The 24,763-nt window shown below is 59.6% G+C and carries 21 protein-coding genes and 1 riboswitch; of the genes, 10 read left to right on the top strand and 11 right to left on the bottom strand.

What is annotated here, in order from left to right; translation table 11 throughout:
- Positions 1 to 58: 58 nt before the first annotated feature.
- Together DWY03_RS09040 and DWY03_RS09045 are read right to left on the bottom strand one after the other, a co-directional pair.
- Positions 59 to 946, bottom strand: a complete 888-nt coding sequence (locus DWY03_RS09040; RefSeq protein ID WP_117840573.1) for a hypothetical protein — start codon at positions 944 to 946, stop codon at positions 59 to 61.
- A gap of 152 nt (positions 947 to 1,098) precedes the next feature.
- Complete coding sequence (locus DWY03_RS09045; protein WP_117840575.1) at positions 1,099 to 2,514, bottom strand: MFS transporter; 1,416 nt, start codon at positions 2,512 to 2,514, stop codon at positions 1,099 to 1,101.
- 204 nt (positions 2,515 to 2,718) lie between these two features.
- Here DWY03_RS09045 and DWY03_RS09050 point away from each other — a divergent pair, with 204 nt between their 5' ends.
- Positions 2,719 to 3,129, top strand: coding sequence for a peptide deformylase (locus tag DWY03_RS09050; RefSeq protein ID WP_117840577.1), 411 nt, complete (start codon positions 2,719 to 2,721; stop codon positions 3,127 to 3,129).
- Between the two features lie 183 nt (positions 3,130 to 3,312).
- On the opposite strand, the gene DWY03_RS09055 is transcribed toward DWY03_RS09050, so the two are convergent.
- Together DWY03_RS09055 and DWY03_RS09060 are read right to left on the bottom strand one after the other, a co-directional pair.
- Positions 3,313 to 4,794, bottom strand: coding sequence for an aminotransferase class I/II-fold pyridoxal phosphate-dependent enzyme (locus tag DWY03_RS09055; protein ID WP_117647513.1), 1,482 nt, complete (start codon positions 4,792 to 4,794; stop codon positions 3,313 to 3,315).
- Positions 4,795 to 4,996: 202 nt separating this feature from the next.
- Positions 4,997 to 5,854 carry a LysR family transcriptional regulator gene (locus DWY03_RS09060; RefSeq protein ID WP_117840579.1) on the bottom strand — a complete coding sequence of 286 codons (858 nt, stop codon included), beginning with the start codon at positions 5,852 to 5,854 and terminating at the stop codon, positions 4,997 to 4,999.
- Positions 5,855 to 5,972: 118 nt separating this feature from the next.
- Here DWY03_RS09060 and DWY03_RS09065 point away from each other — a divergent pair, with 118 nt between their 5' ends.
- Together DWY03_RS09065 and DWY03_RS09070 are read left to right on the top strand one after the other, a co-directional pair.
- Entirely contained in the window at positions 5,973 to 6,884 is a 912-nt protein-coding gene (locus DWY03_RS09065; protein ID WP_117647433.1) for a DMT family transporter, read from the top strand.
- Between the two features lie 139 nt (positions 6,885 to 7,023).
- Positions 7,024 to 9,270, top strand: a complete 2,247-nt coding sequence (locus DWY03_RS09070; RefSeq protein WP_117840581.1) for a KUP/HAK/KT family potassium transporter — start codon at positions 7,024 to 7,026, stop codon at positions 9,268 to 9,270.
- Between the two features lie 81 nt (positions 9,271 to 9,351).
- Here DWY03_RS09070 and bsh read toward each other — a convergent pair whose 3' ends face one another.
- Both bsh and DWY03_RS09080 read right to left on the bottom strand, forming a co-directional pair.
- On the bottom strand, positions 9,352 to 10,317 hold the full coding sequence (bsh, locus tag DWY03_RS09075) for a choloylglycine hydrolase (protein WP_117840583.1): 966 nt from the start codon (positions 10,315 to 10,317) through the stop codon (positions 9,352 to 9,354).
- Between the two features lie 131 nt (positions 10,318 to 10,448).
- The gene (locus DWY03_RS09080) at positions 10,449 to 10,868 is read right to left on the bottom strand and encodes a peptide deformylase (RefSeq protein ID WP_117563534.1); all 420 of its coding nucleotides are present in this window, start codon (positions 10,866 to 10,868) and stop codon (positions 10,449 to 10,451) included.
- 193 nt (positions 10,869 to 11,061) lie between these two features.
- On the opposite strand from DWY03_RS09080, the gene DWY03_RS09085 reads away from it, so the two are divergent.
- The gene (locus tag DWY03_RS09085; RefSeq protein ID WP_117840585.1) at positions 11,062 to 12,372 is read left to right on the top strand and encodes an NCS2 family permease; all 1,311 of its coding nucleotides are present in this window, start codon (positions 11,062 to 11,064) and stop codon (positions 12,370 to 12,372) included.
- Between the two features lie 137 nt (positions 12,373 to 12,509).
- Entirely contained in the window at positions 12,510 to 13,175 is a 666-nt protein-coding gene (locus tag DWY03_RS09090) for an alpha/beta hydrolase (protein ID WP_117840587.1), read from the top strand.
- A 60-nt stretch (positions 13,176 to 13,235) separates the two neighbouring features.
- Here DWY03_RS09090 and DWY03_RS09095 read toward each other — a convergent pair whose 3' ends face one another.
- The 4 genes from DWY03_RS09095 to DWY03_RS09110 form a co-directional block, all read right to left on the bottom strand.
- Positions 13,236 to 14,570: a uracil-xanthine permease family protein gene (locus tag DWY03_RS09095; protein WP_117840589.1), complete on the bottom strand. Its 1,335-nt coding sequence runs from the start codon at positions 14,568 to 14,570 to the stop codon at positions 13,236 to 13,238.
- Between the two features lie 122 nt (positions 14,571 to 14,692).
- Positions 14,693 to 15,826 carry a 5-methyltetrahydropteroyltriglutamate--homocysteine S-methyltransferase gene (locus tag DWY03_RS09100; RefSeq protein WP_231500835.1) on the bottom strand — a complete coding sequence of 378 codons (1,134 nt, stop codon included), beginning with the start codon at positions 15,824 to 15,826 and terminating at the stop codon, positions 14,693 to 14,695.
- Positions 15,827 to 15,981: 155 nt separating this feature from the next.
- Complete coding sequence (locus DWY03_RS09105; RefSeq protein ID WP_117840593.1) at positions 15,982 to 16,878, bottom strand: LysR family transcriptional regulator; 897 nt, start codon at positions 16,876 to 16,878, stop codon at positions 15,982 to 15,984.
- 10 nt (positions 16,879 to 16,888) lie between these two features.
- Positions 16,889 to 17,797 (bottom strand): HAD-IIB family hydrolase, encoded by a 909-nt coding sequence (locus tag DWY03_RS09110; protein WP_117840595.1) that lies wholly within the window; start codon positions 17,795 to 17,797, stop codon positions 16,889 to 16,891.
- A gap of 61 nt (positions 17,798 to 17,858) precedes the next feature.
- A riboswitch (TPP riboswitch) is annotated at positions 17,859 to 17,969 on the top strand.
- Positions 17,970 to 18,020: 51 nt separating this feature from the next.
- Here DWY03_RS09110 and thiM point away from each other — a divergent pair.
- The 3 genes from thiM to DWY03_RS09125 are packed head-to-tail and all read left to right on the top strand — an operon-like array spanning position 18,021 to position 19,897.
- Complete coding sequence (gene thiM, locus DWY03_RS09115; protein WP_231500834.1) at positions 18,021 to 18,860, top strand: hydroxyethylthiazole kinase; 840 nt, start codon at positions 18,021 to 18,023, stop codon at positions 18,858 to 18,860.
- 3 nt (positions 18,861 to 18,863) lie between these two features.
- Complete coding sequence (locus DWY03_RS09120) at positions 18,864 to 19,205, top strand: thiamine-binding protein (RefSeq protein ID WP_231500833.1); 342 nt, start codon at positions 18,864 to 18,866, stop codon at positions 19,203 to 19,205.
- Positions 19,202 to 19,897 (top strand): thiamine phosphate synthase, encoded by a 696-nt coding sequence (locus DWY03_RS09125; RefSeq protein ID WP_006234517.1) that lies wholly within the window; start codon positions 19,202 to 19,204, stop codon positions 19,895 to 19,897. The genes DWY03_RS09120 and DWY03_RS09125 overlap by 4 nt, the downstream gene beginning before the upstream one ends.
- 101 nt (positions 19,898 to 19,998) lie before the next feature.
- Here DWY03_RS09125 and DWY03_RS09130 read toward each other — a convergent pair whose 3' ends face one another.
- A complete protein-coding gene (locus tag DWY03_RS09130; RefSeq protein ID WP_117840597.1) occupies positions 19,999 to 20,868 on the bottom strand; it encodes a patatin family protein in 870 nt (289 codons plus the stop codon).
- 323 nt (positions 20,869 to 21,191) lie between these two features.
- Here DWY03_RS09130 and DWY03_RS09135 point away from each other — a divergent pair, with 323 nt between their 5' ends.
- Together DWY03_RS09135 and DWY03_RS09140 are read left to right on the top strand one after the other, a co-directional pair.
- Complete coding sequence (locus DWY03_RS09135) at positions 21,192 to 23,909, top strand: EAL domain-containing protein (RefSeq protein ID WP_117840599.1); 2,718 nt, start codon at positions 21,192 to 21,194, stop codon at positions 23,907 to 23,909.
- Positions 23,910 to 24,033: 124 nt separating this feature from the next.
- Complete coding sequence (locus tag DWY03_RS09140) at positions 24,034 to 24,738, top strand: GGDEF domain-containing protein (RefSeq protein ID WP_117840601.1); 705 nt, start codon at positions 24,034 to 24,036, stop codon at positions 24,736 to 24,738.
- Positions 24,739 to 24,763: the final 25 nt, after the last annotated feature.

Consider the following 24,763-nt stretch of genomic DNA (forward strand, 5'->3'; position numbering starts at 1 on the left):
CCCTGGCGGGTTTGCAGCGTCAACTAGTTACGCGATTTGGTAAAACCGCGTAACCCAACTAGAAACGGTTGCCGCGGAAGCCGCCACCGTTGCGGCCGCCACGGTCGCCACCGCGACCGCCGCGGTCGTTACCACGGTTGCCGCCGAAGCCGCCACGGTTGCCACCGCGATCGCCATAGCCACCACGGTTGCCGCCAAAGCCGCCGCGACCGCCACGGTCGCCGCCACGGTCACCAAAGCCGCCACGGCCACCGCGATCGCCACCGCGGCCGCCGCGATCGCCAAAGCCGCCGCGACCGCCACGGTCGCCGCCACGGCCACCGCGCTCGTCACGGCCGCCGCGAGGACCGCGGTCCTCGTCCAGGCCCATGGCGACGAGCGGAGCGATAACCTTATCGAGAGCGGCCATCAGCTCGGTGGCCTCCTCGTAAGAAAGCTCGGGCAGGAGCTTCTCCTTCTTGTTGGCAAGCTCGGTCAGGCCCTCAGCGGCATCCTCGGCAGCGAAGACAACGATCTTGCGCATATCGCCCTCGGCGTCGTCGATGCGGCCGACCAGATCGGCAGCCTCGGCCTCGGCCATCAGACCATCGAGCTCACGGAGGCGCATGCCCAGCAGGTCGGACATTTCCTTCTGCTCCATCTTGGGCTTGAGGTCAAGAAGCTTGATGGCGCGCTCGATGTTCGCCATGCGCTCGGCCTTGGCCTCCTCCTCCTTGGAAATAGCAAAGCGACGGCTACGCAGCAGGCGGGCGGCCTTCTGCATCTTGTCCATCAGCTCTTCGTCATCGTAATCAACGGCGGCCTCGACAACCTCGGCCTCCTCGGCGGAAACCTCGTCAGCAGCCTCAACCTCAGCAGCTTCGGTCTCCACGGTCTCGACTGCCTCGACCTCGGCAGCCATGGTCTCGTTCTCGGTCTCGTTCATGATCTCTTCGTTCTCAGACATGAGACTCCTTCTTGGCCCTCTCGGGCATCATCGCCCCATTCGCGGGGCCCGTCGCGCACTCTTTGCGCTTTATACATTCATGCCTCTCGGCAAAACGTCCATTAGTTTATGGTGTCGCCATCCAATCTAGCTGCAGAATCTATGTGCACACATTAATGCGACATGTGCGACTCGCGGCGAGCGTACACCAGCGACACCGCGAACCCGACAACGGCAATCACGGCCGCCACGCGCACGGCGGCTGCAAATCCTATCGCCTGGGCAACGTCCGACGCAACGCCCGCGGCGCCAGCAGCCACCGCAGAACTCGAAAGCAGGCCGATAAACAGCGACGGACCAAACGACGCGGCAATCATGTTCCACGTGTTGAGCAATGCCGTTCCGTGAGGATGTTCAGCGGCAGGCAGCGTCTCCAAGCCGGCCGTTTGCGAGGGGCTCAACACCAAACCGACTCCGGCATACACCACAACGGTCAGCGCCACGACGACGCCGATGTTCATGCTTGCCGCCGTCATCGAGATGGCAGTCTGTCCCACGGCAATCAGGGCAAAGCCGACCGGCAGCAGCGGCCATGCGCCACGGGCGTCCATCACGCGTCCGCCCACAATCGAGGTCACAGCGTTGCAGGCAATTGCCGGCAAAATGAGCAGGCCCGCAACAAGCGCGGTCATGCCGTATGCGCCCTCAAAATAGAGCGGCAACAAAACGCTCATCGAGAACGTCGTCATCATCGACACCACCACAAGCAAGCACGCAGGCCAAAAACGAACGCTCGCCATGGGACGCACGTTAAGCACCGGATGCTCGAGCTTGAGCTGACGAACCGCAAACAGGCCGAGCAGCACAACGGCGGCAAAAAGCGTCACGATGCCGGCAATCAGATTGGTCGAGAACTCGCCTACGGAATACACAAATGCCGTAATGCCGGCAGCGAGCAAAACAACCGACAGAATATCAAGCGTGGCGTTCGAGCGCTCTCCGACATTCTGAACAAGCTTTACGCCCGCCGCAGCGACCACAATGCCGCCCACCAGCGGCACTACGAACACCGCCCTCCAGCCAAACAACGTGCACATAAGACCGCTGATCACAGGTCCAAACGCCGGCCCCAGCGTAATGCAGGCACCGCCCAGGCTCAGATACAGACCGAGCTTCTCGCGCGGCGCGCAAGACAACACCACGTTCATCATGAGCGGGAACAAGATGCCCGATCCCGCAGCCTGCAAAATACGACTTGGCAGCAAGACGGTAAACGTTGGGGCGACCAGGCACAGGACTTCTCCGGCGACCAGGCATCCACATGCGAAAAACAGCAGCTTGCGCGTCGAGAAGCGACCGGAAAGAAAGGCCATGATGGCCGTAAAGATCGACGTCACGATCATGTAGCCCGAAACAAGCCACTGCGCCGTGATGGCACTCACCGAAAAGGCCGCCATGATGTCGTGCAACGCCACGTTAATGATGTTCTCGTTAAACGCGGCAACAAAGGCCGCGATATACATTACGGCGAGAAACGCCGAAGTGGCCGATGGCGCTACTTGAACTTGTTGCTGAGATTTGCTCCCCATGCATTTCCTTCCTCTTGGAACGACAGTCGTATCGCCCCAGAGGAACAGTCCAGGGCGAGGATGAGCCCTAGACTTACGCCAGACGCCGCACGCGACGAGTCTGGCAACATGGTCCAACGTCGAAAGATTGTAACGCGAACGCGCAGCTTTCCTTCCGCGCTATTATTAAAAGTCCACGAAAGCATGAGACATGAGGAGCCCGCCATGATTAAGCCCATCATGAAATCCGAGTTCTTTTTGCGCCTGCCTTCCGAAGACGCGGGCCCCGATGACGCCGTGACCGGGCAGGACCTCCTGGATACGCTCCATGAGCATGAGCACGAGTGCGTGGGCCTCGCCGCCAACATGATTGGCGTGCGCAAACGCATCATCTGCGTAAAGGACGGCAACAGGACACTCCTGATGTACAACCCTCAAATTCTTGAGCAGGTCAATGCCTATCAGACGAGCGAAGAATGTCTCTCGCTGATCGGCGAGCGCCCCTGTACTCGCTATCGCCGCATTAAGGTTGAGTATTTGGACGAGAATTTCGTCCACCGCATCAAAAACTTCTCGGGCTACACCGCCGAGATCATCCAACACGAAATCGACCACTGCAACGGGATTGTTATTTAGACAGCCAGGGTAACGATGCAGGTTGAGCACACGACAGCAAGCGAGCCGCATTTGCGCCAAGGTGACGTGAAATGAGAGGGCGCTGACCTTCTGGTCGCGCCCTCGAAATTGAACGTCAGATTGGCGTGAATGCGGCTCGCGCAGCGTCAAGTGGTCCGCCGTTCGGTAGAACGGCGGAACTAATTAGCTCTGACGGTAATGGTCGAAGAAGTCGGCGAGGTCTTCGAGGGACTCTTTGAGTACTTCCATGCGCGGCAGGTACACGATACGGAAGTGGTCGGGCTCAGCCCAGTTGAAGCCGCCGCCGCGCGTGATCAGGATCTTCTTCTCGTGCAGCAGGTCAAGGGCGAACTGCTCGTCATCGGTAATGTTGAACTTCTTCACATCCATCTTGGGGAAGATGTAGAACGCCGCACGCGGCTTAACCACCGAGATGCCGTCAATCTTGTTGAGCGCCTCATACACAAAGTTGCGCTGCTCGTAGACACGACCGCCCGGGCGGATATAGTCGTTGACCGACTGATGGCCGCCGAGCGCCGTCTGGACGATCGACTGAGCCGGCACGTTGGAGCACAGACGCATGTTGGAGAGCATGTTGATGCCCATGATGAAGTCGCTCATGCAGCGCTGGTTGCCCGAAAGCACCATCCAGCCAATACGATAGCCCGCGATCATGTGCGACTTGGACAGACCGCTAAAGGTGACGCAGGGCAGATCGGGAGCGAGCGAGGCAATCGAGACGTGCTCGTAGCCGTCCATGCACAGGCGGTCGTAGATCTCATCAGCAAAGATCATCAGCTGATGCCTGCGTGCAACCTCGACGATGCCCTCGAGCACCTCGCGTGGATAGACGGAACCCGTGGGGTTGTTGGGGTTGATGATGACGAGGGCTTTGGTCGCGCTCGTGATCTTGGACTCCATATCCTCCAGGTCGGGATACCAATCCGCCTGCTCATCGCACAGATAGTGCACGGGATGACCGCCGGCAAGGGTTGCGCACGCCGTCCAGAGCGGATAGTCGGGGCTGGGGATCAGAATCTCGTCGCCATTGTCGAGCAGCGCGTTCATCGAAAGCTGAATGAGCTCGGACACGCCGTTGCCCGTGTAGATATGCTCCATCTGAACGTTGGGCAAGCCCTTGATCTGCGAATACTGCATGATCGCCTTGCGCGCGGAGAACAGGCCACGCGAGTTGGAATAGCCTTCGCAGTCGGGCAGCTGCTGGCGCATGTCCTTGATGACCTCATCGGGCGTGCGGAAACCGAAGGGCGCCGGGTTGCCGATATTGAGCTTGAGGATGCGCTCGCCCTCGTCCTCCATACGGGCGGCCTCGTCGACGACGGGACCGCGCACGTCATACAGGACGTTATCGAGCTTGGCGGATTTAGAAAAAGTACGCATGGTGGTGCTCCTTGCAATTTGAGCTGAGGGATGGGATTCGGGCCTGGAATCGTTGCGGGGAGATGATTCCTCGCCTTGGTCGGCGTCACCGGCGAGCAGCCAGGTAACATCGACCTCCAAAATACGGGCGAGCAGCTCTGCCACATCGCGCCGCGGAATCGTCTTGCCGCTCACATATTGGCTCATCTGGCTCTTGCCGAGTTTTTTGCCGAGCATCTCCGATGCGCGGATCACGTCCGACTGGCGAACGTCGCGATCGGACATAGCCTGTCGCAGACGATCGCTAAACGTCTCTTGGGCCACTAGAACCTCCTTGCTGGCAAAGTTCAATTTATACAACACGAATTGAACCTGAGTTCAATTTAGGCAGCAGTATAACGCCGTGCTATTTCGAAAAGTTCAATTTTAAAAATAAAATGAGCAAGACCTCGAAATTTATCCCAAGGCGATAACGACGTGCACGCATTTAGAGGTATTCGAGGAAACGAGCGGCGGCAAGCGAAACATCGGCCGTTCGATATATGGCGTTGATCTGCCGATGGGGATGCCCTTCGAGCGGACGCACAGCAACATCAAACTGGCAGCGACGCAAGATGAGCGCGGGAAGAATGCTCACGCCCAAGCCATCCTCGACCATAGCCATAATCGCATAGTCATCCCAAGTCGACAGTTTTGAGCGCACTGACAGCCCCGCCCGACGGAATAGCGGCGTAATCTCATCATCGGTACCCCGTTCCAGCAGAATAAACTGCTCGTTGGCTAAATCGGCAAGAGAAACGACCTCCGCCGTGGCAAGCGAGGAGTCCGCTGGCACCACGGCCATCAACTCGTCTTGCACCAACGGTCGCGACGCCATGCCGGCGCCACGTGGCTCGCGCGGAATAAAGCCCAGGTCGCAGCGGCCTTCCACCACCCATTGCTCAATCTCGGAGTAATCACCCATCAGCAGCTCGTAATCGACATCCGGATGATCGGCGCGAAAGCGCGCAATCACCGGCGGCAGTACATGGGTCGCCACACTCGAAAACGTACCAATGCAGATCTTGCCGCGCATGAGCCCACGCATCTCGTCCACATGTCGCTGCAGGCGGCCAAACTCCTCGCAGAGCGCCTCAACCGCCGGCATGATCTGCCGCCCATCGGCAGAAAGCACCACACCCTCGCGGCTGCGGTCGAGCACCTTAAAACCCCAATCGGTCTCAAGGTCGCCCACCATGCGGCTCACGCCCGACTGCGAATAGCTCAGCCGCTCGGCGGCGCGCGTAAAACTGCCGGCCCGCACCGTCTCGAGCAGCACCTGCATCTTTTGAATATTCGTTTCCACGGCACCCCTCCACCTTTACATGAGTTTTTGTCATGTTATCCATGCATTATATTCGCTTTTCTTCTAAAGCCAGTTCACCCATAGTGAACATGCTCGGATATAGAGGGGATGTCAGCACATGAACAACGGATTGTTTACGTACTTAGCAGCATTGCTATTGTTTGGCTCCAACGGCATCATCGCCGCTGCCATCGCGCTGCCGAGCTCCGATATCGTACTGTTGCGCACGTTTTTGGGCGCTCTCACCCTTGCCGCCGTCCTCTTCATAACCAAGCGCCATAACCTGCAGGCTCCGTCTCGCCCCCGCGAGGCCGCAGCGCTCATCGTCTCGGGCGCCGCGCTGGGCGCCAGCTGGATTTTTCTGTTCCGCGCCTACCAGACGATCGGCGTCGGCGTATCCTCGCTGCTGTACTACTGCGGCCCCATCATCGTTATGGCCCTCTCCCCGCTCATTTTTGGCGAAAAGCTGACCGGCAGCAAAATCGCCGGCTTTATCGCCGTCGCCTGCGGTGCTTTTCTCATTGCAGCGCAAGGTCTAGGCGGCAATATGCCCATTGCGGGCATCGTCTGTGGAATCGCCTCGGCCTTCTGCTATGCATTGATGGTCATCGCCAGCAAGGGTGCGCCTCACATCGAGGGCCTCGAGAACTCCGCACTCCAAGTGAGCGCCGCCTTTGTGACCGCACTGGCCCTCACGCTCATCACGCAGGGCGCTCCCTCGTTCCTGTCCGCCGGCGTCGCCGCCAGCATTGATTGGCGCGCCGTCGCTATGCTCGGCGTCGTCAACACCGGCATTGGTTGCCTGCTCTACTTTAGCGCCGTCGCCAAGCTGCCCGTTCAGACCGTCGCCGTCGTCGGCTACCTCGAGCCGCTTTCGGCGGTCGTGTTCTCAGCCGCCCTTTTGGGTGAAGCCATAACACCGGTCCGCCTGATGGGCGCCGCGCTTATCATCGGCGGCGCGATTTTTTGCGAACTCGCCGGCAAACGCGCAAACGCCAAGGCTGGCATCGCCCAGATAGCACGTGCTTAAAAGCCCCTGCTTTGAAATGCTACCTGCGTAGATAAATAATCCCCAGCTGAGGATTATTGTCTAAAATAACCCGATGTGCCAAACTGCTCTTGTATGTATAAAGACGGCATAAAGTTTTTTGTCCTAGACAGATAACCGGATGTCTAAGGGAGTCCTCGTGGCACACAACAAACTGGAGGCAAACCTCCAAGACCAGCGCGGGCAAGGCGGGCACGGAGCCATCCCCCTCTCCGCTGGCATGCTGCTCGTAACGCTCGGCGTCGTCTATGGCGACATCGGCACGAGCCCCATGTACACCATGAAATCAATCGTCGCCAACAACGGCGGCATCGGTACCGTCAGCGAGGACATGATCCTGGGCGCGCTTTCGCTCGTCATCTGGACCATGACGCTCGTGACCACGGTCAAGTACGTGGTAATCGCCATGAAGGCCGACAACCACAACGAAGGCGGCATCTTCGCCCTGTTCAGCCTCGTACGCAAGGTGGCACCATGGCTGATTCTGCCCGCCATGATCGGCGGTGCGGCACTGCTTGCCGACGGCATCCTCACCCCCGCCGTCACGGTCACCACAGCCATCGAGGGTCTGCGCACCATCGAATGGGGCCATGCGCTGCTGGGCGACGGGCAGACCAACGTCATCATCATCACCATCATCATTATCTGCGGCCTATTTGCCATGCAGCGCGCCGGCACCTCGTCAATCGGCAAGCTGTTCGGCCCGCTCATGACGCTGTGGTTCCTGTTCCTGGCAGGCGCCGGTCTGTTCAACATGCTCGGCAACCTGTCCATCTTGCGCGCGCTCAACCCCATCCGCGGCATTATGTTCCTGTTCTCGCCCATCAACCATTCGGGCATTATGGTGCTCGGCTTTGTCTTCCTGTCGACAACCGGTGCCGAGGCACTCTACTCGGACATGGGCCACGTGGGCAAGGCAAACATCTATGCATCCTGGCCATTTGTTAAGGCGGCCCTTATCCTCAACTATCTGGGTCAGGGAGCTTGGCTACTCGCCAATAACTCCAACCCCCAGATGCTCGCGATGGATATCGTCAACCCGTTCTATATGATGCTCCCCGAGCCCCTGCGCCCCTTTGCCATCGTGCTTTCGGCCGTGGCGGCCATCATCGCCTCACAGGCGCTCATCACCGGCTCGTTCTCGCTGGTATCCGAGGCAACGCGCCTCAACCTTATGCCGCACCTGCGCATCCACTACCCCAGCGACACCAAGGGCCAGCTCTATATTCCACTCGTCAATAACATCATGTGGGTCGGCTGCATCTTCATCGTGCTGCTGTTCCAAAACTCCGAGCGCATGGAGAGTGCCTACGGCCTCGCCATTACCGTGACCATGCTTATGACCACCACGCTTTTGACGAGCTATATCGCCGGCATTCTCAAGCACAAGCTGGGCGCCTGCGTCTTCGCCCTGCTCTTCGGCGCCATTGAGCTGTGCTTTTTCGCCTCGTGCCTCACCATGTTCTTTGACGGCGGCTATGTGATGATCTTCTTGGCCGCACTGCTGTTTGGCCTTATGTATGTGTGGCGTCGCGGCACCGCCATCGAGCGCACGCAGACGATCCTGCTGCCCGTCTCCAAGTACATCGACCAGCTCAATCGCCTGCGCAATGACGAGACCTATCCCGTGCTCGCCGACAATCTGGTATTTCTCACCAACAGCCCCGACCCGCTCACACTCGACCGCGACGTGCTCTATTCCATCCTGGACAAGCACCCCAAGCGCGCCAAGGCATATTGGTTCATCAACGTGCACGTTACCGACGAACCCTATACGCACGAGTATTCCGTCGAGACCTTTGGCACGGACTTTTTGTTCCGCGTGCGCCTGGACCTGGGCTTTAAGGTCAACCAGCGCGTCAACGCCTATCTGCGTCAGATCGTCGGCGACCTGATGGCATCGGGCGAGCTGCCGCCGCAACATCACACCTACTCCATCTACGAGACGCGCGGCAACGTAGGTGACTTCCGCTTTTGCATGCTGCGCAAGATGCTTGCCCCCGAAACGGACATCAACCGCAATGACCACCGCGTGATGGCCATCAAGTACGCCGTCCGCCGCGCCTGCGGAAGCCCGGCACGCTGGTACGGTCTCGAGAACGCGGCCATCATCATTGAGTACGTACCGCTCTTTGCTCGCATGCGCCCGGCCGTCAAACTTGTGCGCACCCAGGTGCCGCTCGAGGTTCAGATCGAAGAGGCCGAGGAAATGGAGGTCGACATCTTCTCGGACGACTTGGTCAACGGCAACGAGGCCGGCAAGAGCATGAACGTCGATCCCACCGAGCTGCTCGAGAGCGTCGCCGATACGCCCGAACAGCAACTCGACGGACTCGAGAGCAACCAGTTCAACGACGCCAACTTCTAACACGCCACCAGCCATTGGCGACAACGGCCTCGCATCTCATAAGAGGTGCGAGGCCGTTTTATGTCGCAACGAACCAGTGAGCTACGAACGGCGCGGCTCGGGAACCACGAGCCTATCGGGGCTCGCGCCCTCGGCATCCATCAGGCTCACGTAGCGAATCGACGGATCCCCATACATCGCGTAGTAATAATTGCCCGTGCGCGCGCTAAAGCATCCGGTGTAGATAGTCTTCTCGAACTTGCCATCGCCCATCCTGGACGCTCCCTCGATCATCACCACGCCCTCGAGTGAACGGAACATGCGGACGACGTTTTCGGTCTCGCTCTCCTTTTGCGGGTAATTGGCATTGAGGTACGCCGCCTTTACAAAACGGCTCGGCGAATAGCAGTCACCCGGAATACCGCGCATGCCGGCACCCGCGCCATAGGGCTTGAGCTCGGCGCCACGCCATGTCGCCGTCTGCGGAAAATCGCTTGTGGCCGTGATATAGGTGCGCAGGTTTTCCATGTGCCACGGGAAGGTAGGCTGATTGGCAAGGGTGTCGACCGGATCGTCGTATACATGCAGGCCGTCAGCCATCATCTCGACCACGATGCTACGCTTGCTGTCGCCGATAATCCAATGAAGCAGCGACACGCCCAGCCCCTCTCCGGCAGATTTGGCGACAATCACCGTGTCGCACAGCGCGGCCTCGACCTCGTCGACCGTCGAAAACGTCGCTGCCACCCACAGGGGAAACTCATAGGCTGCGATATTGGTCTTGCCGTCGACAGGGTCCTCGGCATACTCGGCATAACCCGGGAAATTGAGACCCGCCACGGCGAGGCCCGCATCGTTGCCGCAGTCGAAGAACATAGGGTAGTTCTTGTAATCGATGCACATGCCGATTACCGCGTGTGCCGCCGACGCATCGTCGATAAACGAATACGGGATGTGGAACCCGCGCGGCATCACGCGAACCTGTTGTCCGTAGTCAAAGCTCCAGTCGAGGTTGCGGCCTAGATACATGTGGCCAGAATTATCGGTAAATCGAATGCTCGTGCACATAGCGCCTCCTAGCTTTACGTTCCTGCTAAGGTTATTGTCACCAAACAAAAAGGCGCTAAACACAAAAGCCCGGACATGACAACAATGTCATACCCGGACCAAAAGAGACGAAGTGCGGTGCTTTGGTCCCCTTAGACCAACTTTCCAAGACAGTGGTCGATCATATGCTGGACCATCTGCGCCTCGAAGCCCACAAAGTCCTGCTTGCGCTCGCGCATCTTGCCATCGACGATCTGGTCAAAGGCAACCTTGCACTTGATATAGCGCGTGGACTTGGTGACCTCCTCGTGCGTCAGGCAGCTCTCCTCCATCTTGCTGGCGCCCAGGCCAAACACCAGACGGGGGTTGTAGAGCACGTGGGGCTCGCCGGCGTCGTCCAGGTAGACGCAGACCTTCTTGGTAACGCCAATCTGGTTAGCGGCAAGGCAGCCGGCATCGTCGAGCGACTTGATGGTATCGATCAGGTCCTGAGCAACCGACTCGTCCTCGACGGTCGCAACCTCGCAACGCTGGGACAGGATAGCCTCGTCGTGGCAAAGCTCTTTAATCATACGTTCCTCCATAGGGGTCGTTGTAACCGCTTAAGTATACGGTACCCACACATTTTCATGCGATAAATACCGTCCGTCTGTTACAAAGCGCCGAACATCAACATGCGAGGAACAGCAAGGTTGTAAAGACGATATAGTAAGTGAGTTCGTGTCAATCGGCCTAAACTCGGGGCCGAACAAGGAAAGGGTATGCATGGACGAACTGTTTCACGTCAGCGAGCGCAAGTCCACAATCGGGACCGAACTTCGCGCTGGACTGACAACATTCCTGGCGATGGCCTACATCATCGCCGTCAACCCCGCGGTGCTCTCGGGCGCCGGCATCGATGCGGGAGCGCTCGCCTGCGCCACCTGTCTGGGCGCTGGCATCATGACCATCTGCATGGGCATCTTCGCTAACCGCCCGCTCGCCTGCGCGTCGGGCTTAGGCGTCAACGCGATGATCGCTGGAATCACCACCACCGTCTGCGGCGGTGACTGGCACGTGGCCATGAGCGTCATCTTCCTTGAGGGCGTCGTCATCTTGCTGCTCGTGCTTTGTGGCCTGCGCGAGGCCATCATGGACGCCATCCCGGTTGTCCTGCGTCACGCCATCTCGGTGGGTCTGGGCCTGTTCATCGCCATGATTGGCCTGTGCGATGCCGGCATTATCACCGCTGGCGCCGGTACACTCGTCGGTCTGGGCGACATCACCTCCCCCACCTTCATCGTCGGCATTATCTCCATCCTGGTGACGGTCGCCCTCGCCTGCCGCAACGTCCCCGGCTCGTTGCTCATCGGCATCGTCGTCGCCGTCATCGCCGGTATCCCCCTAGGTGTGACCCATGCTCCGACTGGTATCATCGCCCCGCTCGACTTCTCGAGCATCGGTGGCCCCATCGCCGACGCCGGCGGCGTGCCCGCCATCGTCAAGGTCCTTACCGACCCCGCGCTCCTCGTCATCTCGTTCTCGCTGCTCATGAGTGACTTCTTCGACACCATGGGCACCGCGATGGCCGTGGCCAAGCAGGGCGAGTTCCTCACCGACGACGGCAACGTCGAGAATATCAAGGAGATCCTGATCGTCGACTCCGCCGCCGCTGCTGTGGGCGGTTTCATGGGCGTCTCCTCCATCACCACCTTCGTCGAGTCCACTTCCGGCGCCGCCGACGGTGGCCGCACGGGCCTCACCTCCGTCACCACCGGCGTGCTGTTCATTCTCGCCGCGTTCTTCTCCCCCATCGTCACCATCGTTTCCAGCGCCGCCACCTGCGGTGCTCTGGTCTACGTTGGCTACCTCATGATGAGCGAGGCCTCCGAGATCGACTGGTCCGACGTGTCGCAGGGTTTCCCGGCGTTCATGATTGTCGCCGGCGTGCCCTTCACCTACTCCATCTCTGCCGGCATTGGCCTGGGCTTTATCGCCTACGTGATCGTCGCGCTCTTTAAGGGCGAGGCCTCCAAGATCAAGCCGCTCATGTGGATTGCAGCCCTTGCCTTCCTCGTCTACTTCTTCGTGGCGTAACAGCATAGCCTGCTAAAGCAAAACAACAAGGCGCGGAGTCGCATCGAACGGCTCCGCGCCTTTCTTTTAGCGTCTGCCCCCGTGCCAGCGTGCGACAATTGAGGCTGTCAATATCACAACACCGAGAGAAGCCTGCCTTGGAAGCGCATCATAAGCAGATAACCGTTTATTCAGAGTGTGTGGAAGGCGCGCCCGTCATCTACCTCCCCGTGGTTATGGGCGACGGTAGTGAAGTCTACGAGCGCTGCCAAGAGCTCGACTGCCCGCCATTCACCCTTGTCGCCATTGGAGGGCTCGATTGGAATCGCGAGCTGAGCCCCTGGGAATGTGAGGGAACTATACGAGATGCCAAGCCCTTTGGTGGACAGGCTGCTGGTTTTCTTGACGAGTTGTTGAAGCAGATAATCCCCCAGGCCGAATCATCGCTCCCGCAACCGCCCGCCTGGCGCGGCGTTGCCGGCTACTCGTTGGCGGGTCTTTTTGCACTGTGGGCACTTTGGCAAACAGATGTCTTTGAGCGCGCAGCGAGTGCATCGGGGTCGCTGTGGTTCCCCGGCTTTATCGACTACGCGCGCGAGCGCACGATGACAGCTACGCCCGACGCCGCCTATCTGTCGCTCGGTAAAAAGGAAACCAAGACGCCCAACCGCATGATGCGGCACGTACTCGACGATACGTGCGCGATGGAAGAGCTGTTTATCGAGCGTGACATTCCAACAACGCTGGAGCTCAACCCCGGCAACCACTTTGCCCAAACTGACCTGCGCATGGCGCGCGGCATCCACTGGATACTGACGCATTAAAAATGGCGTCCACGCGTACATACGCATGGACGCCATTTTTAATTTGGCTGAACGCAGCTACTATTCAGCAGTCTCCTCAAGCTCGGAAGTATCAAACTCAAAGTCATTACCGGGCAGGATGGCGTTGAGCACAATGCCCACCAGCGAGCCCACGGCAAGGCCCGAAAGCGAAATCGTCACGCCGCCCAGCTCCAGCACGATGGCACCGGCGGTACTGTAGGCAATGCCGAGCGAAAGCACGAGCACCAGAGCCGCAACCAGCACATTGCGGTTGTTCTGGAAATCGACCTGGTTTTCGATAAGGTTGCGAACGCCAACGGCGCTGATCATGCCGTAGAGCACGAGCGACACACCGCCGATAACGCACGCCGGCATGGCTGCGATGACCGCAGCGAACTTGGGGCAGAACGAGAGGACAATGGCACAGCTCGCGGCAATGCGAATCACGCGTGGGTCGAACACGCGCGTAAGCGCAAGCACGCCGGTGTTCTCGCCATACGTCGTATTGGCGGGGGCGCCAAAGAGCGAAGCCAGAATCGTGGCAAAGCCGTCGCCGAGCAACGTGCGATGCAGACCAGGATCGGCGATGTAGTTACGCTCGCAAGTGGAGCCAATGGCGGAGATATCGCCAATGTGCTCAATCATGGTCGCAAAGGCCAGCGGCATGATGGTGATGATAGCCGTCGTGGCAAGACCGCTATCGAACTGCGGGCCAAAGAGCGCAAACACGGTGTTGTCCCACACGATGGGCAGACCGACCCACGGAGCGGCGGCAACGCCCGAAAAATCAACCTCGCCGAGCGTGGCGGCAACGGCATAGCTCACCACAACGCCCAGCAGAATCGGCACGATCTTGACCATGCCGCGACCCCAAATGTTGCAGATGACGATCACTGCCACAGCGACAACGGCAACAAGCCAGTTGGTCTGGCAGTTGGCGATAGCAGAGCTTGCCAAGATCAGACCGATGGAAATGACGATGGGGCCGGTCACCACCGGCGGAAAGAAGCGCATGACACGCTTGGCGCCAAAGGCACGGAACAGCGCTGCCAGCACCGGATAGAGCAGACCGGCGCAGGCAACGCCCAGGCAGGCGTAGGGCAAAAGCTCGGTCTCGCCGTTGGGCGCGATGGCGGCATAACCTGCGATAAAGGCAAACGACGACCCCAGGAATGCCGGCACCTTACCGCGCGACAGGAAGTGGAACAGCAGCGTGCCCAAGCCGGCAAACAAAAGCGTCGCCGAAACCGAGAGACCGGTGAGCACGGGCACCAGCACGGTGGCGCCAAACATGGCAAACAGGTGCTGTAGGCCGAGCAGGAACATGCGCGGGCGGCCGAGCGACGATGCGTCGTAGATGGCATCGGCGGCAACGGGCGTCGAAGGCTGGGACATGTGAGTCCTTTCGAATGGAAGGGCGATCGGGCATATCGGATAACCTGCCCGAACGATACGATCCGAACCATTGTACGCGATACGCCATGTCTCGCACGCGCCGTCACCTGCGAACGCTACTGCTACTTCCAGACACGCTCGGCAATACGCTTGACCAGCGCGATCTTCGCCCATTGCTCGTCCTCGGTCAGCTTGTTGCCAATCTCACAGCTGGCAAAGCCGCACTGGGGCGACAGATACAGGTTCTCGAGCGGAACATACTTTGCAGCCTCGTGAATACGCTCGACGATGGCATCCTCGTCCTCAAGCTCAGCGGCCTTGGTGGTCACCAGGCCCAACACGACCTTCTTGCCGGGAGCAACGTACTTGAGCGGCTCAAAGCCACCGGCGCGCGGCGTATCGAACTCCAGGTAAAATGCGTCGACATCCTCGCGTGCGAACAGGTACGGCGCGATGGGGTCATAGCCGCCCTCGAAGGCATAGGTAGAGTGGTAGTTACCACGGCACACGTGCGTGTTAATGACCAGGTCGTCGGGCTTGCCCTCGATGGCGGCGTTGTTGAGCGCCACGCCCAGCTCGCTTACCTTTTGCAGGTCGACCGGGCTCATGCCGGTTTTGGCGACAAAATCGGTATCGCAGTAGATGCCCCAGGTGCAGTCATCAAACTGGATGTTGCGGCAGCCTGCTGCGTACAGGTCGGCGATCACCGTGCGATAAGCGGCTGCAATGGCATCGGCAAGCTCCTCATCGGTCTTATAGACAGCGCGCAGGCTCTCCTGCTGGCCGTCGCAGCGATCGAGCGTGACCTCAGAGAACGTCTGGATCGGTGCTGGAATGGTTTGGCGCGCGACCTGACCCTCGCCCTCGAGCGCCTTAACAAACTTGAAGTGCTCGACGAAGGGGTGATTCTCGCCGCTGATAGGGCCGGTCACCACGGCGGTATCAGCCGTAGTCTCCTCGTCGTGGAACATATAGCCCGTACGCGAGGTACGGCGTACAATGCCGTTGAGCCCCCACATAAAGTCGAGGTGCCAGTAGCTGCGGCGGAACTCGCCATCGGTGATAACCTGCAGGCCGGCAGCCTTCTGCTTGGCCACTAAGTCGTGGATGGCCTCGTCCTCGACGGCCTTAAGGCCGGAAGCGTCGAGTTTACCCGCGACATAGGCGGCACGGGCGTCCTTTACAGCCTGCGGACGAAGAAAGCTGCCGACGATATCGGCGCGAAACGGCGCGTTCGGTTGAATCGAAGTGCTCATAGATATCTCCCTTTGCATTGGTTGCTTTACTGGGACAGAGTATGAGCGCTCATATGGCCATCGTAAAATATATGTTTATAACAGTTTGATATAGATGCTTCCTATATCAGTTGGGACTGCCATAAAGAGATTTGACCTGTACAGGACGCAGCAGTCTAGATGTGCTGACGAATCGCGTCGATATAGGCCTGCCCGTAGCGCGTAAGTGTCGTGTTCTTGCGCGTGATAATGCCAATCTCCATGTACTCGTCTACATCGAGCGGAATCGAGATAATACCGGGGCCGTTAAGTTCATGGCTGATCACGCCCGAACACACCGTGTAGCCGTTAAGGCCCATGGCCAGATTGAACAACGTCGCACGGTCGCGCACGCGGATATTCTTGCGGCGCTCAAAGGTCGAGGTCAGTTCCTCGGAATAGTAAAACGAGTTGTAGCTGCCCTGCTCGTAGGACAAAAACGGATAGTCCTCGAGATCTTCGAGCGTCACGCTGGCGCGGTCCGCCAGTGGATGGTCGGCGCACACGAAGACATGCGGCGTGGCGCAGAAGAGCCCTTCGAACACGAGCTCGTTGGCCGCCAGCATGCGCTCGATGACCTCGCGATTGTGCTCGGACAGGTACAGGATGCCGAGTTCGCTTTTCATATGCGCGACGTCCTCGATAATCTCGTGGGTCTGCTCCTCGCGCAGGGTAAAGTCGTAGCGCGCGGCATCGAACTCGCGGATCACGTCGACAAACGCATTAACGGCGAAGGAATAATGTTGGCAGCTCACACTAAAGTGCGGCACCTGCTCGGATGCGCCCTTGTACTTGCCCTCGAGAAGGTCAGCCTGGTCGAGCACCTGGCGCGCGTAGCCCAAAAAAGTCTCGCCTTCCTCGGACACAATGACGCCCTTGTTGGTGCGCTCAAAGATGTGCACACCCATCTCGTTTTCGAGATCGCGGATCGATGCGGTAATCGAAGGCTGCGACACAAAGAGCCGGCGCGAGGCCTCGGTGATGCTGCCGCATTCGGCAACTTTGACGACATACCTGAGCTGCTGAAGCTTCATGGCTGTCTCCTTAGCTGTTCGTGAGATTCGCGTCGGCAGTACCCGGCAGGCGCATAAACGGCGGCATCTCCCCCGTCGCGGCGCAGGCAGCAATCTGATGCAGAGCCCCGGCGACCGCATCATCTGCCGCGGCGCCGATATGCCAGCGCGCGGCAGCCGTGACGGCCTCGTTGGCATTGGCGACTGCAACGGAGTTGGGAACGGCATCAATCATGGGCAGATCGTTATCGGAATCGCCAAATACGGCCACCTCGTCGGGCGTCAGGCCCAAAGCGCGCGCCAGCTCCAGCGCAGCGCAGCCCTTGTCCCAACCGTCCGGAAGGATGTCGAACAGGCGCACTCGGTTGTTGGGAAACACAAGCGAGAGTTCCGGCACCTCAACGGCAACGCTCTCGCGTAGCTCCGCGAGCTCCTCACGCGAACGGGCACTCCAGATATTCGCCTTAAACACCGGCGCGTCATCGACGATGGGACGACACGGGGCCTCTTCGCCTTTGAGCCACGCATTGCCGCCCGACTCCATGGCGCGACGAACGCGCTCGGGATCGCTCGTCACGCAATAGGCATCGTTATTCCAAAAGTCATCACCCAGGCTGTAGACCTTCAAGTACGTATCGTCGGTCTCTTGCTCCAGGTAGTCTGCCAGACGCATCAGGGCATCGTTGTCGGTCGCGCGCGAAGCGACCGCCTGACCGTCGACAAACATGACCTGGCCGTTGCAGAACGCGCCGGTCGAAAAGCACTCGGAACGATTTTTGAACATCCAGCCCATCGCGGACGGCTGGCGACCCGAAACCGGGCCAAAGTGCAGACCCGCCGCCTGCATGGCATGAATGCCCTCAATAGCGTAGTCGCTGGCGCCGTCATGCCCGGCCGGAATCAGCGTATCGTCCATATCGGTCAGCACAAGTTTGATCATAGGGTCCCCCAGTCGTTTTCATCGTAACAATTGTACCGATGCGCTAGTATAGGGAACAACAGATTCGATGCGGGAGTGCCGGCGGTGCAAACCACAAGGCTGAGAGGGCATGGGGCCCAATCCTTTGAACCTGTCAGTTAATGCTGGCGTAGGGAGCATGCCGACTTTACAGGGGCGCTGTCTATGCACAGCGCCCCTTTTCTATGCCAAGGAGGCATGTGCAGTGATTGATTCGGAACAGCTTAAGCAACATATGGTCAAGGCCGTGGAGGTGATTCGCGCCACCAATCCGATGGCCGGTTCCATCACCAACACGGTGACGATCGACTTTGTCGCCAACGCACAGCTCGCCGTGGGCGGATCGGCCGCCATGGTCTATCTGCCCGACGAGGGCGAGGCACTCGTTGCCGGCGGCGGCGCCATCTATCTCAATATGGGCACGCTCTTCCCCATCTACGAGCAGACGATTCCCCGAGCGGCCAAGGCGGCACACGACGCCGGCAAGCCTTGGGTGCTCGATCCGGTGGGCCTGGGCATCGGTAGCCTGCGCACCCAGCTGGTAAACGAACTCAAGCAGTACAAGCCCGCCATCGTGCGCGGCAATGCCTCCGAGATTATCGCGCTTGCCGGCCTGTGGAGCCTCGAGGGCGAGGCGGCCGATCTGAGCCGCGTACGCGGCGTCGATACCACCGACACGGTCGACGCCGCCCGCGATGCCGCCGTGGCGCTCGCCCGCTACACCGGCGGCGCCGTGGTCGTCTCGGGCGAAGTCGACCTGATTACCGACGGCACGACCGTGGCCAAGTCCCACGGCGGCAGCCCGCTCATGTCCAAGATCACCGGCTGCGGCTGCTCGCAGGGCGGCGTGCTGGCCGTGTACGCCTGCGCCGCCGACCCGTTTACGGCAGCCGTCTGCGGCACCGCCGTCTACAACGTTGCCGGCACGCGTGCCGCCGCCGTTGCCGATGCCCCGGCAAGCTTTAAAGTCGCCTTTATCGACGAGCTCTACCGCGCGACCGCCCAGGACATTGCCGACAACCAACTCGAGCTCGAGGAGGCATAAGCCATGTCCGAGCCCGCAACCAATGCCGGCATGAACACGCTCGTTGCCGTAGCCATCGCCCCGTGCGGCACCGGTGACGAGCTATCCGCCGAGGTCGCCGAGGTCGTGCGCGTCATTCGCGAGAGCGGCCTCCCCAACCGCACCACCTCGATGTTCACCGAGATCGAGGGCGACTGGGACGAGGTCATGAAGGTCGTGCGCGACGCGACCTTTGTGTTGGCGAGCAAGGGCATCCGCACCGAAGTCGTGCTCAAAGCCGATATTCGACCCGGATTTACCGACACCATGACCGGCAAGCTCGAGCGCATGGAAGCACAGATCAAGAAGCAGGAGGAAGCACGATGAGCATCCGCGACAACCTTGATATCTCGGCCTATCTGGTACTCGGCCCCGAAAACACGCTGGGACGTCCCGTGGGCGATGTGGTGGCTCAGGCGCTCGACGCAGGCTTTACCTGCATCCAGGTGCGCTCCAAGGTGGCAAGCGCCCGCGAGATCATCGCACTGACAGGCGATGCCGCGCAGGCTATCGCGCAGGCCGGCAAAACCGGGCAGGTCGCGCTGCTAATCGACGACCGTCTGGACTGTGTGCTTGCTGCGCGCGAGCAGGGCATTGCCGTCGACGGCGTGCACGTGGGCCAGAGCGACATTCCCGTCGAGGTCTGCCGCAAGCTTCTGGGCCCCGATGCCATCGTGGGCCTTTCGGCCCGTTGCGAGGAGATGCTCGAGTACGTCAAGACCGCCGACATGAGTCTGGTCGACTACCTGGGCATCGGCCCGCTCCACGAGACCGAGACCAAGCGCGACTGCGGACGCGCAGCCGATGGTTCCATCATCACCAAGAGCTTTGAGGACCTGGCCGCACTCCACGCGGCAAGCCCCGTGCCCATCGTGGTGGGCGGCGGCGTTAAGACGGCCGACTTGCCGCAGCTCAAGGCCACCGGCGTCGACGGCTTCTTTGTGGTGAGCGCCGTCTGCAGCGCCGATGACCCCTACGCCGCGGCCAAGGAGCTTGTCGACACCTGGCAGCAGGCATAGGCATAGGCCGAGCAGCTGATTCGCGGCCTCATATCTTCAATAGCGGAAAGCGCATCCCGGTTCGAACGTCCATTCCGGGATGCGCTTTCCGCATGCGACCCTTACTCCGCCAGATACGCTTCCAGCGCGGGCAAGGTCGACTCCGCGTCGCGACGGCCGATCTGGTAGATGCGCTCGAGCTCATCGGGCTCGCGGCACAGCGACGGTACCTTCACCGATTCGCTCGGCCGCACCACAAAGATCTCGCCAGAGGCCTCGCGACGTGCCAGGTCATCGAGCGTGGCATTGTAGACCTCATGCCGATGCTCAAGCGCCGCAACAAACTCCGGATAGTGACGGAACACGCGCCGCAGCATGGGCATCACGCTGTTAGGCTGCTTCACAAAGCCCGCCGGCTGCGTCAACACCACCACATTGCGGTCGTAGCCCTGTGCAAACAGCCAGGCGCTGGGAATAGAATCAGCCACGCCACCATCCAGATACTTATGCCCGTCAATAGCAACGGGACGCGTCGCCACAGGAATCGCAGACGACGCCCGGATCCACTCGATATCGTGCTCGTCGCCATAGGGCAGGTCGTGGTAGACGGCCTCGCCCGTCTCGATATCGGTACACACGCACGTAAATCGCATGGGGCAGGCGCGATACGCTTCCAAGTCGATGGGGTCGCGCTCGATAGGTACCTCGTGATAGGCAAACTCGGCATTAAACATATCGCCGGTGCGCAACCAACTCGTCACGCTCGCATAGCGCTTGTCGGCACAATAGGCCTTGTTGTAGCGAATGGCGCGGCCAATCTGGCGCGATTTAAAGTTGTAGCCAAAAGCCGCACCCGCCGAGACTCCCACCATATGGTCGCAGGTCAAGCCGTGCTCCATCCATACGTCGAGCACGCCCGCCGTATACATACCGCGGTAGCCGCCTCCCTCGAGCGCAAGTCCCACCGTGCGCGTCGTATCTGGCTGTGTCATGCGACCATCTCCATCCCGCAAATTCAAACGGAACAAGTATACCCGTCAACATATACCGCCCCAGTCGCATTTCCGTCGATCATCGCATCGTCGCGCTACCGATTGGCGAATAATAGCCGCCCGCGGCAGGGGCACCCATATACAATCCTCTATTGTTGTTTATACTACTCAGCAGCAATCAGCAGCGAACACGAACCGACAAATAAACCCAACGACGCAGCAAGGCGGAGGCCTGGATACGCGCAAGGCGTTGAGCAGCAACGCGTGTGCACAACGAGCTCGCCCGACGCAATCCGCCCCGACTTCAGAAAGCCGCTTGCACCATGGATACCGTCAGCAATTACACCGAAACGCTCGAAAAGACCGTCCATGACCTTCTCAAGCGTCAGGAGGACCTGATCAGGACCGCCTTTACCGACCAGCTTACCGGGCTTGGCAACCGTGGCGGCTTTGCCCGTTCCCTCGAGGAGCTCTGGGAGCAGGACACCCCCGTTACCATGGCGTTCATCGACATCGACAATCTCAAGCACTGCAACGACGTCTTTGGCCATGACGAGGGCAACCGCTATATCTTGCAGGTAAGCCTCTATCTTAAGCTGTATATGAAGGTGGACGAAGCGGCATTTCGTCTGGGAGGCGACGAGTTTGCCATCCTGTCTACGATTGCAACCGAGGACGACCTCGCCGAGCGCCTGGAACACTGCCGAACGGCTCTGCTCAAAAACAACGATTCCGAGATGCCCCACTCGTTTAGCTACGGAGTGGCACACGCCGACCCTGCCCTGAGCGAAGCCTCCAATCGTATGACACTCGATGCCGACCATCGCATGTACGACTACAAGCTACGTCATGCCATGCATCTTGATCGACGTAATATCGCGCAAGTCCACACCGACGACTTCGAAATAAGCGACCGTATTTTCGACGCCTTTTCGATGCTCAACGAAGGCCGTTATTTCTTTATCGAGAACTTGGACAAGGACCGCACCCTTTGGTCGCAAGGTGCCTTGCGCGATCTCGGTCTTCCTTCGGAGCACATAGACAGCTGCCGCGATTTCTGGAAGACGCGCGTCCATCCCGATGACCTCGAGGCCTACGCCAACGACATCAACCAGATCTTTAACGGCTCCAAACACCGCCGTGTCATGCAGTACCGCATGCGCAATGCCACGGGTGACTACGTTCTCTGCCGTGCTCGCGGGTTTCGCATCGACGGCGGCGGAAATGCCCCCTCGCTCTATGTCGGCGAGCTCGTCAACCACTCGCTTGCCGAGACCGTCGACGCCGCCACGGGCCTTGGAACGCAGCGCATGTTGCTCAACGCTATCGATGCCTGCCGTCGCGACTGTTGCGAGACGGGGCTTATAGCGGTGCGCGTTCGCGGCACGACAAAGCTCAACGAGCTTTACGGAGCCGAGGCTGTCGACAACATGCTCGCCGAATACGCAGGCCGCATGTTGTCGATCACCCGTGGCAGGAGTCGCGTCTACCGCTCACGAAGCGTCCAGTTTGTCGTGCTCAGCAACGATTTGGACCATGAGGCGTTCGAGCAACTGGTCCATCATCTAAAAGAGGCCGTTTTCGCTCCCGTTCGAATCGCGGGCGATACCATTACTCCCGTCTGTCTTGTCGTCCCGGCCTTCTACGAGCGCCTAGCCAACCAAGCGACCGCCGTTTTAGGCGAACTCGACCGTCGCCTTCGCACGGCCGGCGGACTTGTTCCCAACGACAGCCTCCCCATACCCGAGATAGAGCGCAAAAGCGCCATCGCCGAACGCATCGATACGCTCACAGGCCTCTGTCGACCCAGCGAGTTTATGCGACGCGCCAACGCATTTCTCCAGACAAGGCGTGACGGCGCCTGGTGCATCGCCACCGTCGACATGGGACACATGCGACTGTTCAACGAATGGCACGGACAGGCCGAGGGCGACCGCATGCTCGCCGACGTGGGCACGGTCCTCAAGGATATCGAGAATGCCGACATGGGCGTCGCAGGATACTGGGGCCAAGACGACTTTTGCATACTCATCCCCTTTGAGCACGACACCGTCCATCAAATCTATAACAGCGTTCGCGAGGCCGTGGCCAAGCATGATGACGGCGTGGGTTTCTGGCCGTCCATGGGCGTCTACCCCATCGACTCCAACGAGGAAATCACTATCGATGCGCAGGCCAAGGCCATGTTTACCAATCGGCGTGCAAAAAACGACTTTAAGGAGCGCATTGCCATTTTCCGCCCCGAGGAGTACGAGCGCGAAATCTCGTTCCACCGCACGCTGACCGAATTCCAGTATGCGCTCTCAAACGGCCGCATTACCTACTACCTGCAGCCCCAGGTCGACATGGAAACCGGCGAGATCACTGGCGCCGAAGCGCTCACGCGCTGGATTGACAAGGATGGCTCCCTCATTTCACCCGTCACCTTTATCCCCGCTCTCGAGGAAAGCGGTTTTGTGGTGACGCTCGACAAATACGTTTGGCAGGGCGTTGCCTCGTGGCTGCGCGGGCGCATCGATCGAGGGCTTCGCGTGGTTCCGATCTCGCTCAACGTGTCGCGCGTGGATATCCTTGCCTGCGACGTTGCCGAGCATATGGGGGCACTCGCCGACCAATACAATCTGCCGCCCGAGCTCATGCGCATCGAGATCACCGAGACGGCTTATACGGGAGAGTCCGAAGCTGTGGATAAGCTGACGGCCGACCTGCACAACCGCGGCTTCTCGACCTACATGGACGATTTTGGCACCGGCCAGTCCACGCTCGCGATGCTCAAGAACGTCAACGTCGACGTCATCAAGCTCGACCGCACGTTTGTGCCCGTCGACGGCGATCAAGGCCGCAGCGTGCAAATCATTTCATCAATGCTCGAGATGGCGCAGTCGCTCCATCTGCCCGTTGTGGTCGAAGGCATCGAGACAAATGAGCAGGCAAACATGCTACGCCAAATGGGCGCCCGCTACGCTCAGGGCTTCCTCTACTACCGTCCCATGCAGGCGGAGGATTTTGAGGCACTGCTCGACGGTGGCGACAGCAACTAATACGCTCGTGCGCAAACGCCACCGTCGAGGGAGCGTTTGTTCCCATGAGCTAACTAATACCCCAATCTAAACCGAATTGGGAGTAAGATACAAACCATTGTTCCATCCAAGGAGGTCATCCATCATGAACGAGTCGTATCGCCTGGGCGAGCAATCAATCATCGCTCATCTTCAGCGACTTGCGAACGGGGCCTCAACCACCGAGCTCGATGTTGCCGCGCTGCCCCCGGAGTTGCGTGCCATTGGTGAGCAACTGCAGAAAACGCTCGCCATCCTGCAACAAGAACGCGAGCTGCTTGAGCACGGCGCCTATATCGACTCGCTCACCAATCTTGGCAACCGTGGCGGACTCGACCGCCATGTCGATCAGCTCTGGCGCAAAGGCACCCCCTTCACCTGCGCCTATATCGATATCGACCGCCTTAAGCATTGCAACGATAAGTTTGGCCACGCCGAGGGCAATCGCTACATTCTGAGCATCTGCCGCGCACTCACCGAGACAATGGAGCACGATGAGCTGCTGTTCCGTATCGGTGGAGACGAATTTGTACTTATATCCCCCACGACAGACGAAGCCGAGCTCGAGCAGCGCCTGGAGCGGACGCGTGCCAATCTTATCGAGGCAACATCGGACGGCAAGGCGCCCATGATCGCCAGCTTTAGTTTTGGCTGCTCGCGCGTCGACCCGCTTGCAGGCGATACGCGTCGCCAGATGACAAAGGACGCCGACCGCAAAATGTATCGCTACAAGCTCATGTACCGTGTGCAACAACCGGAAGAAGGCGATGCGCCGCAACGCCCGGTCACCGAACAACCCATTACAGTCTGAAATAGGCCATCGATAAATTTCGATG

The sequence above is a fragment of the Collinsella sp. AF23-2 genome (genome assembly GCF_003459245.1).
Taxonomy (GTDB): Bacteria; Actinomycetota; Coriobacteriia; order Coriobacteriales; family Coriobacteriaceae; genus Collinsella.

Excerpts from the sequence above, each read along its gene's own strand:
- DWY03_RS09040 (WP_117840573.1), bottom strand. The coding sequence starts at position 946 with ATGTCTGAGAACGAAGAGATCATGAACGAGACCGAGAACGAGACCATG.
- DWY03_RS09045 (WP_117840575.1), bottom strand. The coding sequence starts at position 2,514 with ATGGGGAGCAAATCTCAGCAACAAGTTCAAGTAGCGCCATCGGCCACT.
- DWY03_RS09050 (WP_117840577.1), top strand. The coding sequence starts at position 2,719 with ATGATTAAGCCCATCATGAAATCCGAGTTCTTTTTGCGCCTGCCTTCC.
- DWY03_RS09055 (WP_117647513.1), bottom strand. The coding sequence starts at position 4,794 with ATGTCCGATCGCGACGTTCGCCAGTCGGACGTGATCCGCGCATCGGAG.
- DWY03_RS09065 (WP_117647433.1), top strand. The coding sequence starts at position 5,973 with ATGAACAACGGATTGTTTACGTACTTAGCAGCATTGCTATTGTTTGGC.
- DWY03_RS09070 (WP_117840581.1), top strand. The coding sequence starts at position 7,024 with ATGTCTAAGGGAGTCCTCGTGGCACACAACAAACTGGAGGCAAACCTC.
- bsh (WP_117840583.1), bottom strand. The coding sequence starts at position 10,317 with ATGTGCACGAGCATTCGATTTACCGATAATTCTGGCCACATGTATCTA.
- DWY03_RS09080 (WP_117563534.1), bottom strand. The coding sequence starts at position 10,868 with ATGATTAAAGAGCTTTGCCACGACGAGGCTATCCTGTCCCAGCGTTGC.
- DWY03_RS09085 (WP_117840585.1), top strand. The coding sequence starts at position 11,062 with ATGGACGAACTGTTTCACGTCAGCGAGCGCAAGTCCACAATCGGGACC.
- DWY03_RS09095 (WP_117840589.1), bottom strand. The coding sequence starts at position 14,570 with ATGTCCCAGCCTTCGACGCCCGTTGCCGCCGATGCCATCTACGACGCA.
- DWY03_RS09100 (WP_231500835.1), bottom strand. The coding sequence starts at position 15,826 with ATGAGCACTTCGATTCAACCGAACGCGCCGTTTCGCGCCGATATCGTC.
- DWY03_RS09105 (WP_117840593.1), bottom strand. The coding sequence starts at position 16,878 with ATGAAGCTTCAGCAGCTCAGGTATGTCGTCAAAGTTGCCGAATGCGGC.
- DWY03_RS09110 (WP_117840595.1), bottom strand. The coding sequence starts at position 17,797 with ATGATCAAACTTGTGCTGACCGATATGGACGATACGCTGATTCCGGCC.
- DWY03_RS09120 (WP_231500833.1), top strand. The coding sequence starts at position 18,864 with ATGTCCGAGCCCGCAACCAATGCCGGCATGAACACGCTCGTTGCCGTA.
- DWY03_RS09125 (WP_006234517.1), top strand. The coding sequence starts at position 19,202 with ATGAGCATCCGCGACAACCTTGATATCTCGGCCTATCTGGTACTCGGC.
- DWY03_RS09130 (WP_117840597.1), bottom strand. The coding sequence starts at position 20,868 with ATGACACAGCCAGATACGACGCGCACGGTGGGACTTGCGCTCGAGGGA.
- DWY03_RS09135 (WP_117840599.1), top strand. The coding sequence starts at position 21,192 with ATGGATACCGTCAGCAATTACACCGAAACGCTCGAAAAGACCGTCCAT.
- DWY03_RS09140 (WP_117840601.1), top strand. The coding sequence starts at position 24,034 with ATGAACGAGTCGTATCGCCTGGGCGAGCAATCAATCATCGCTCATCTT.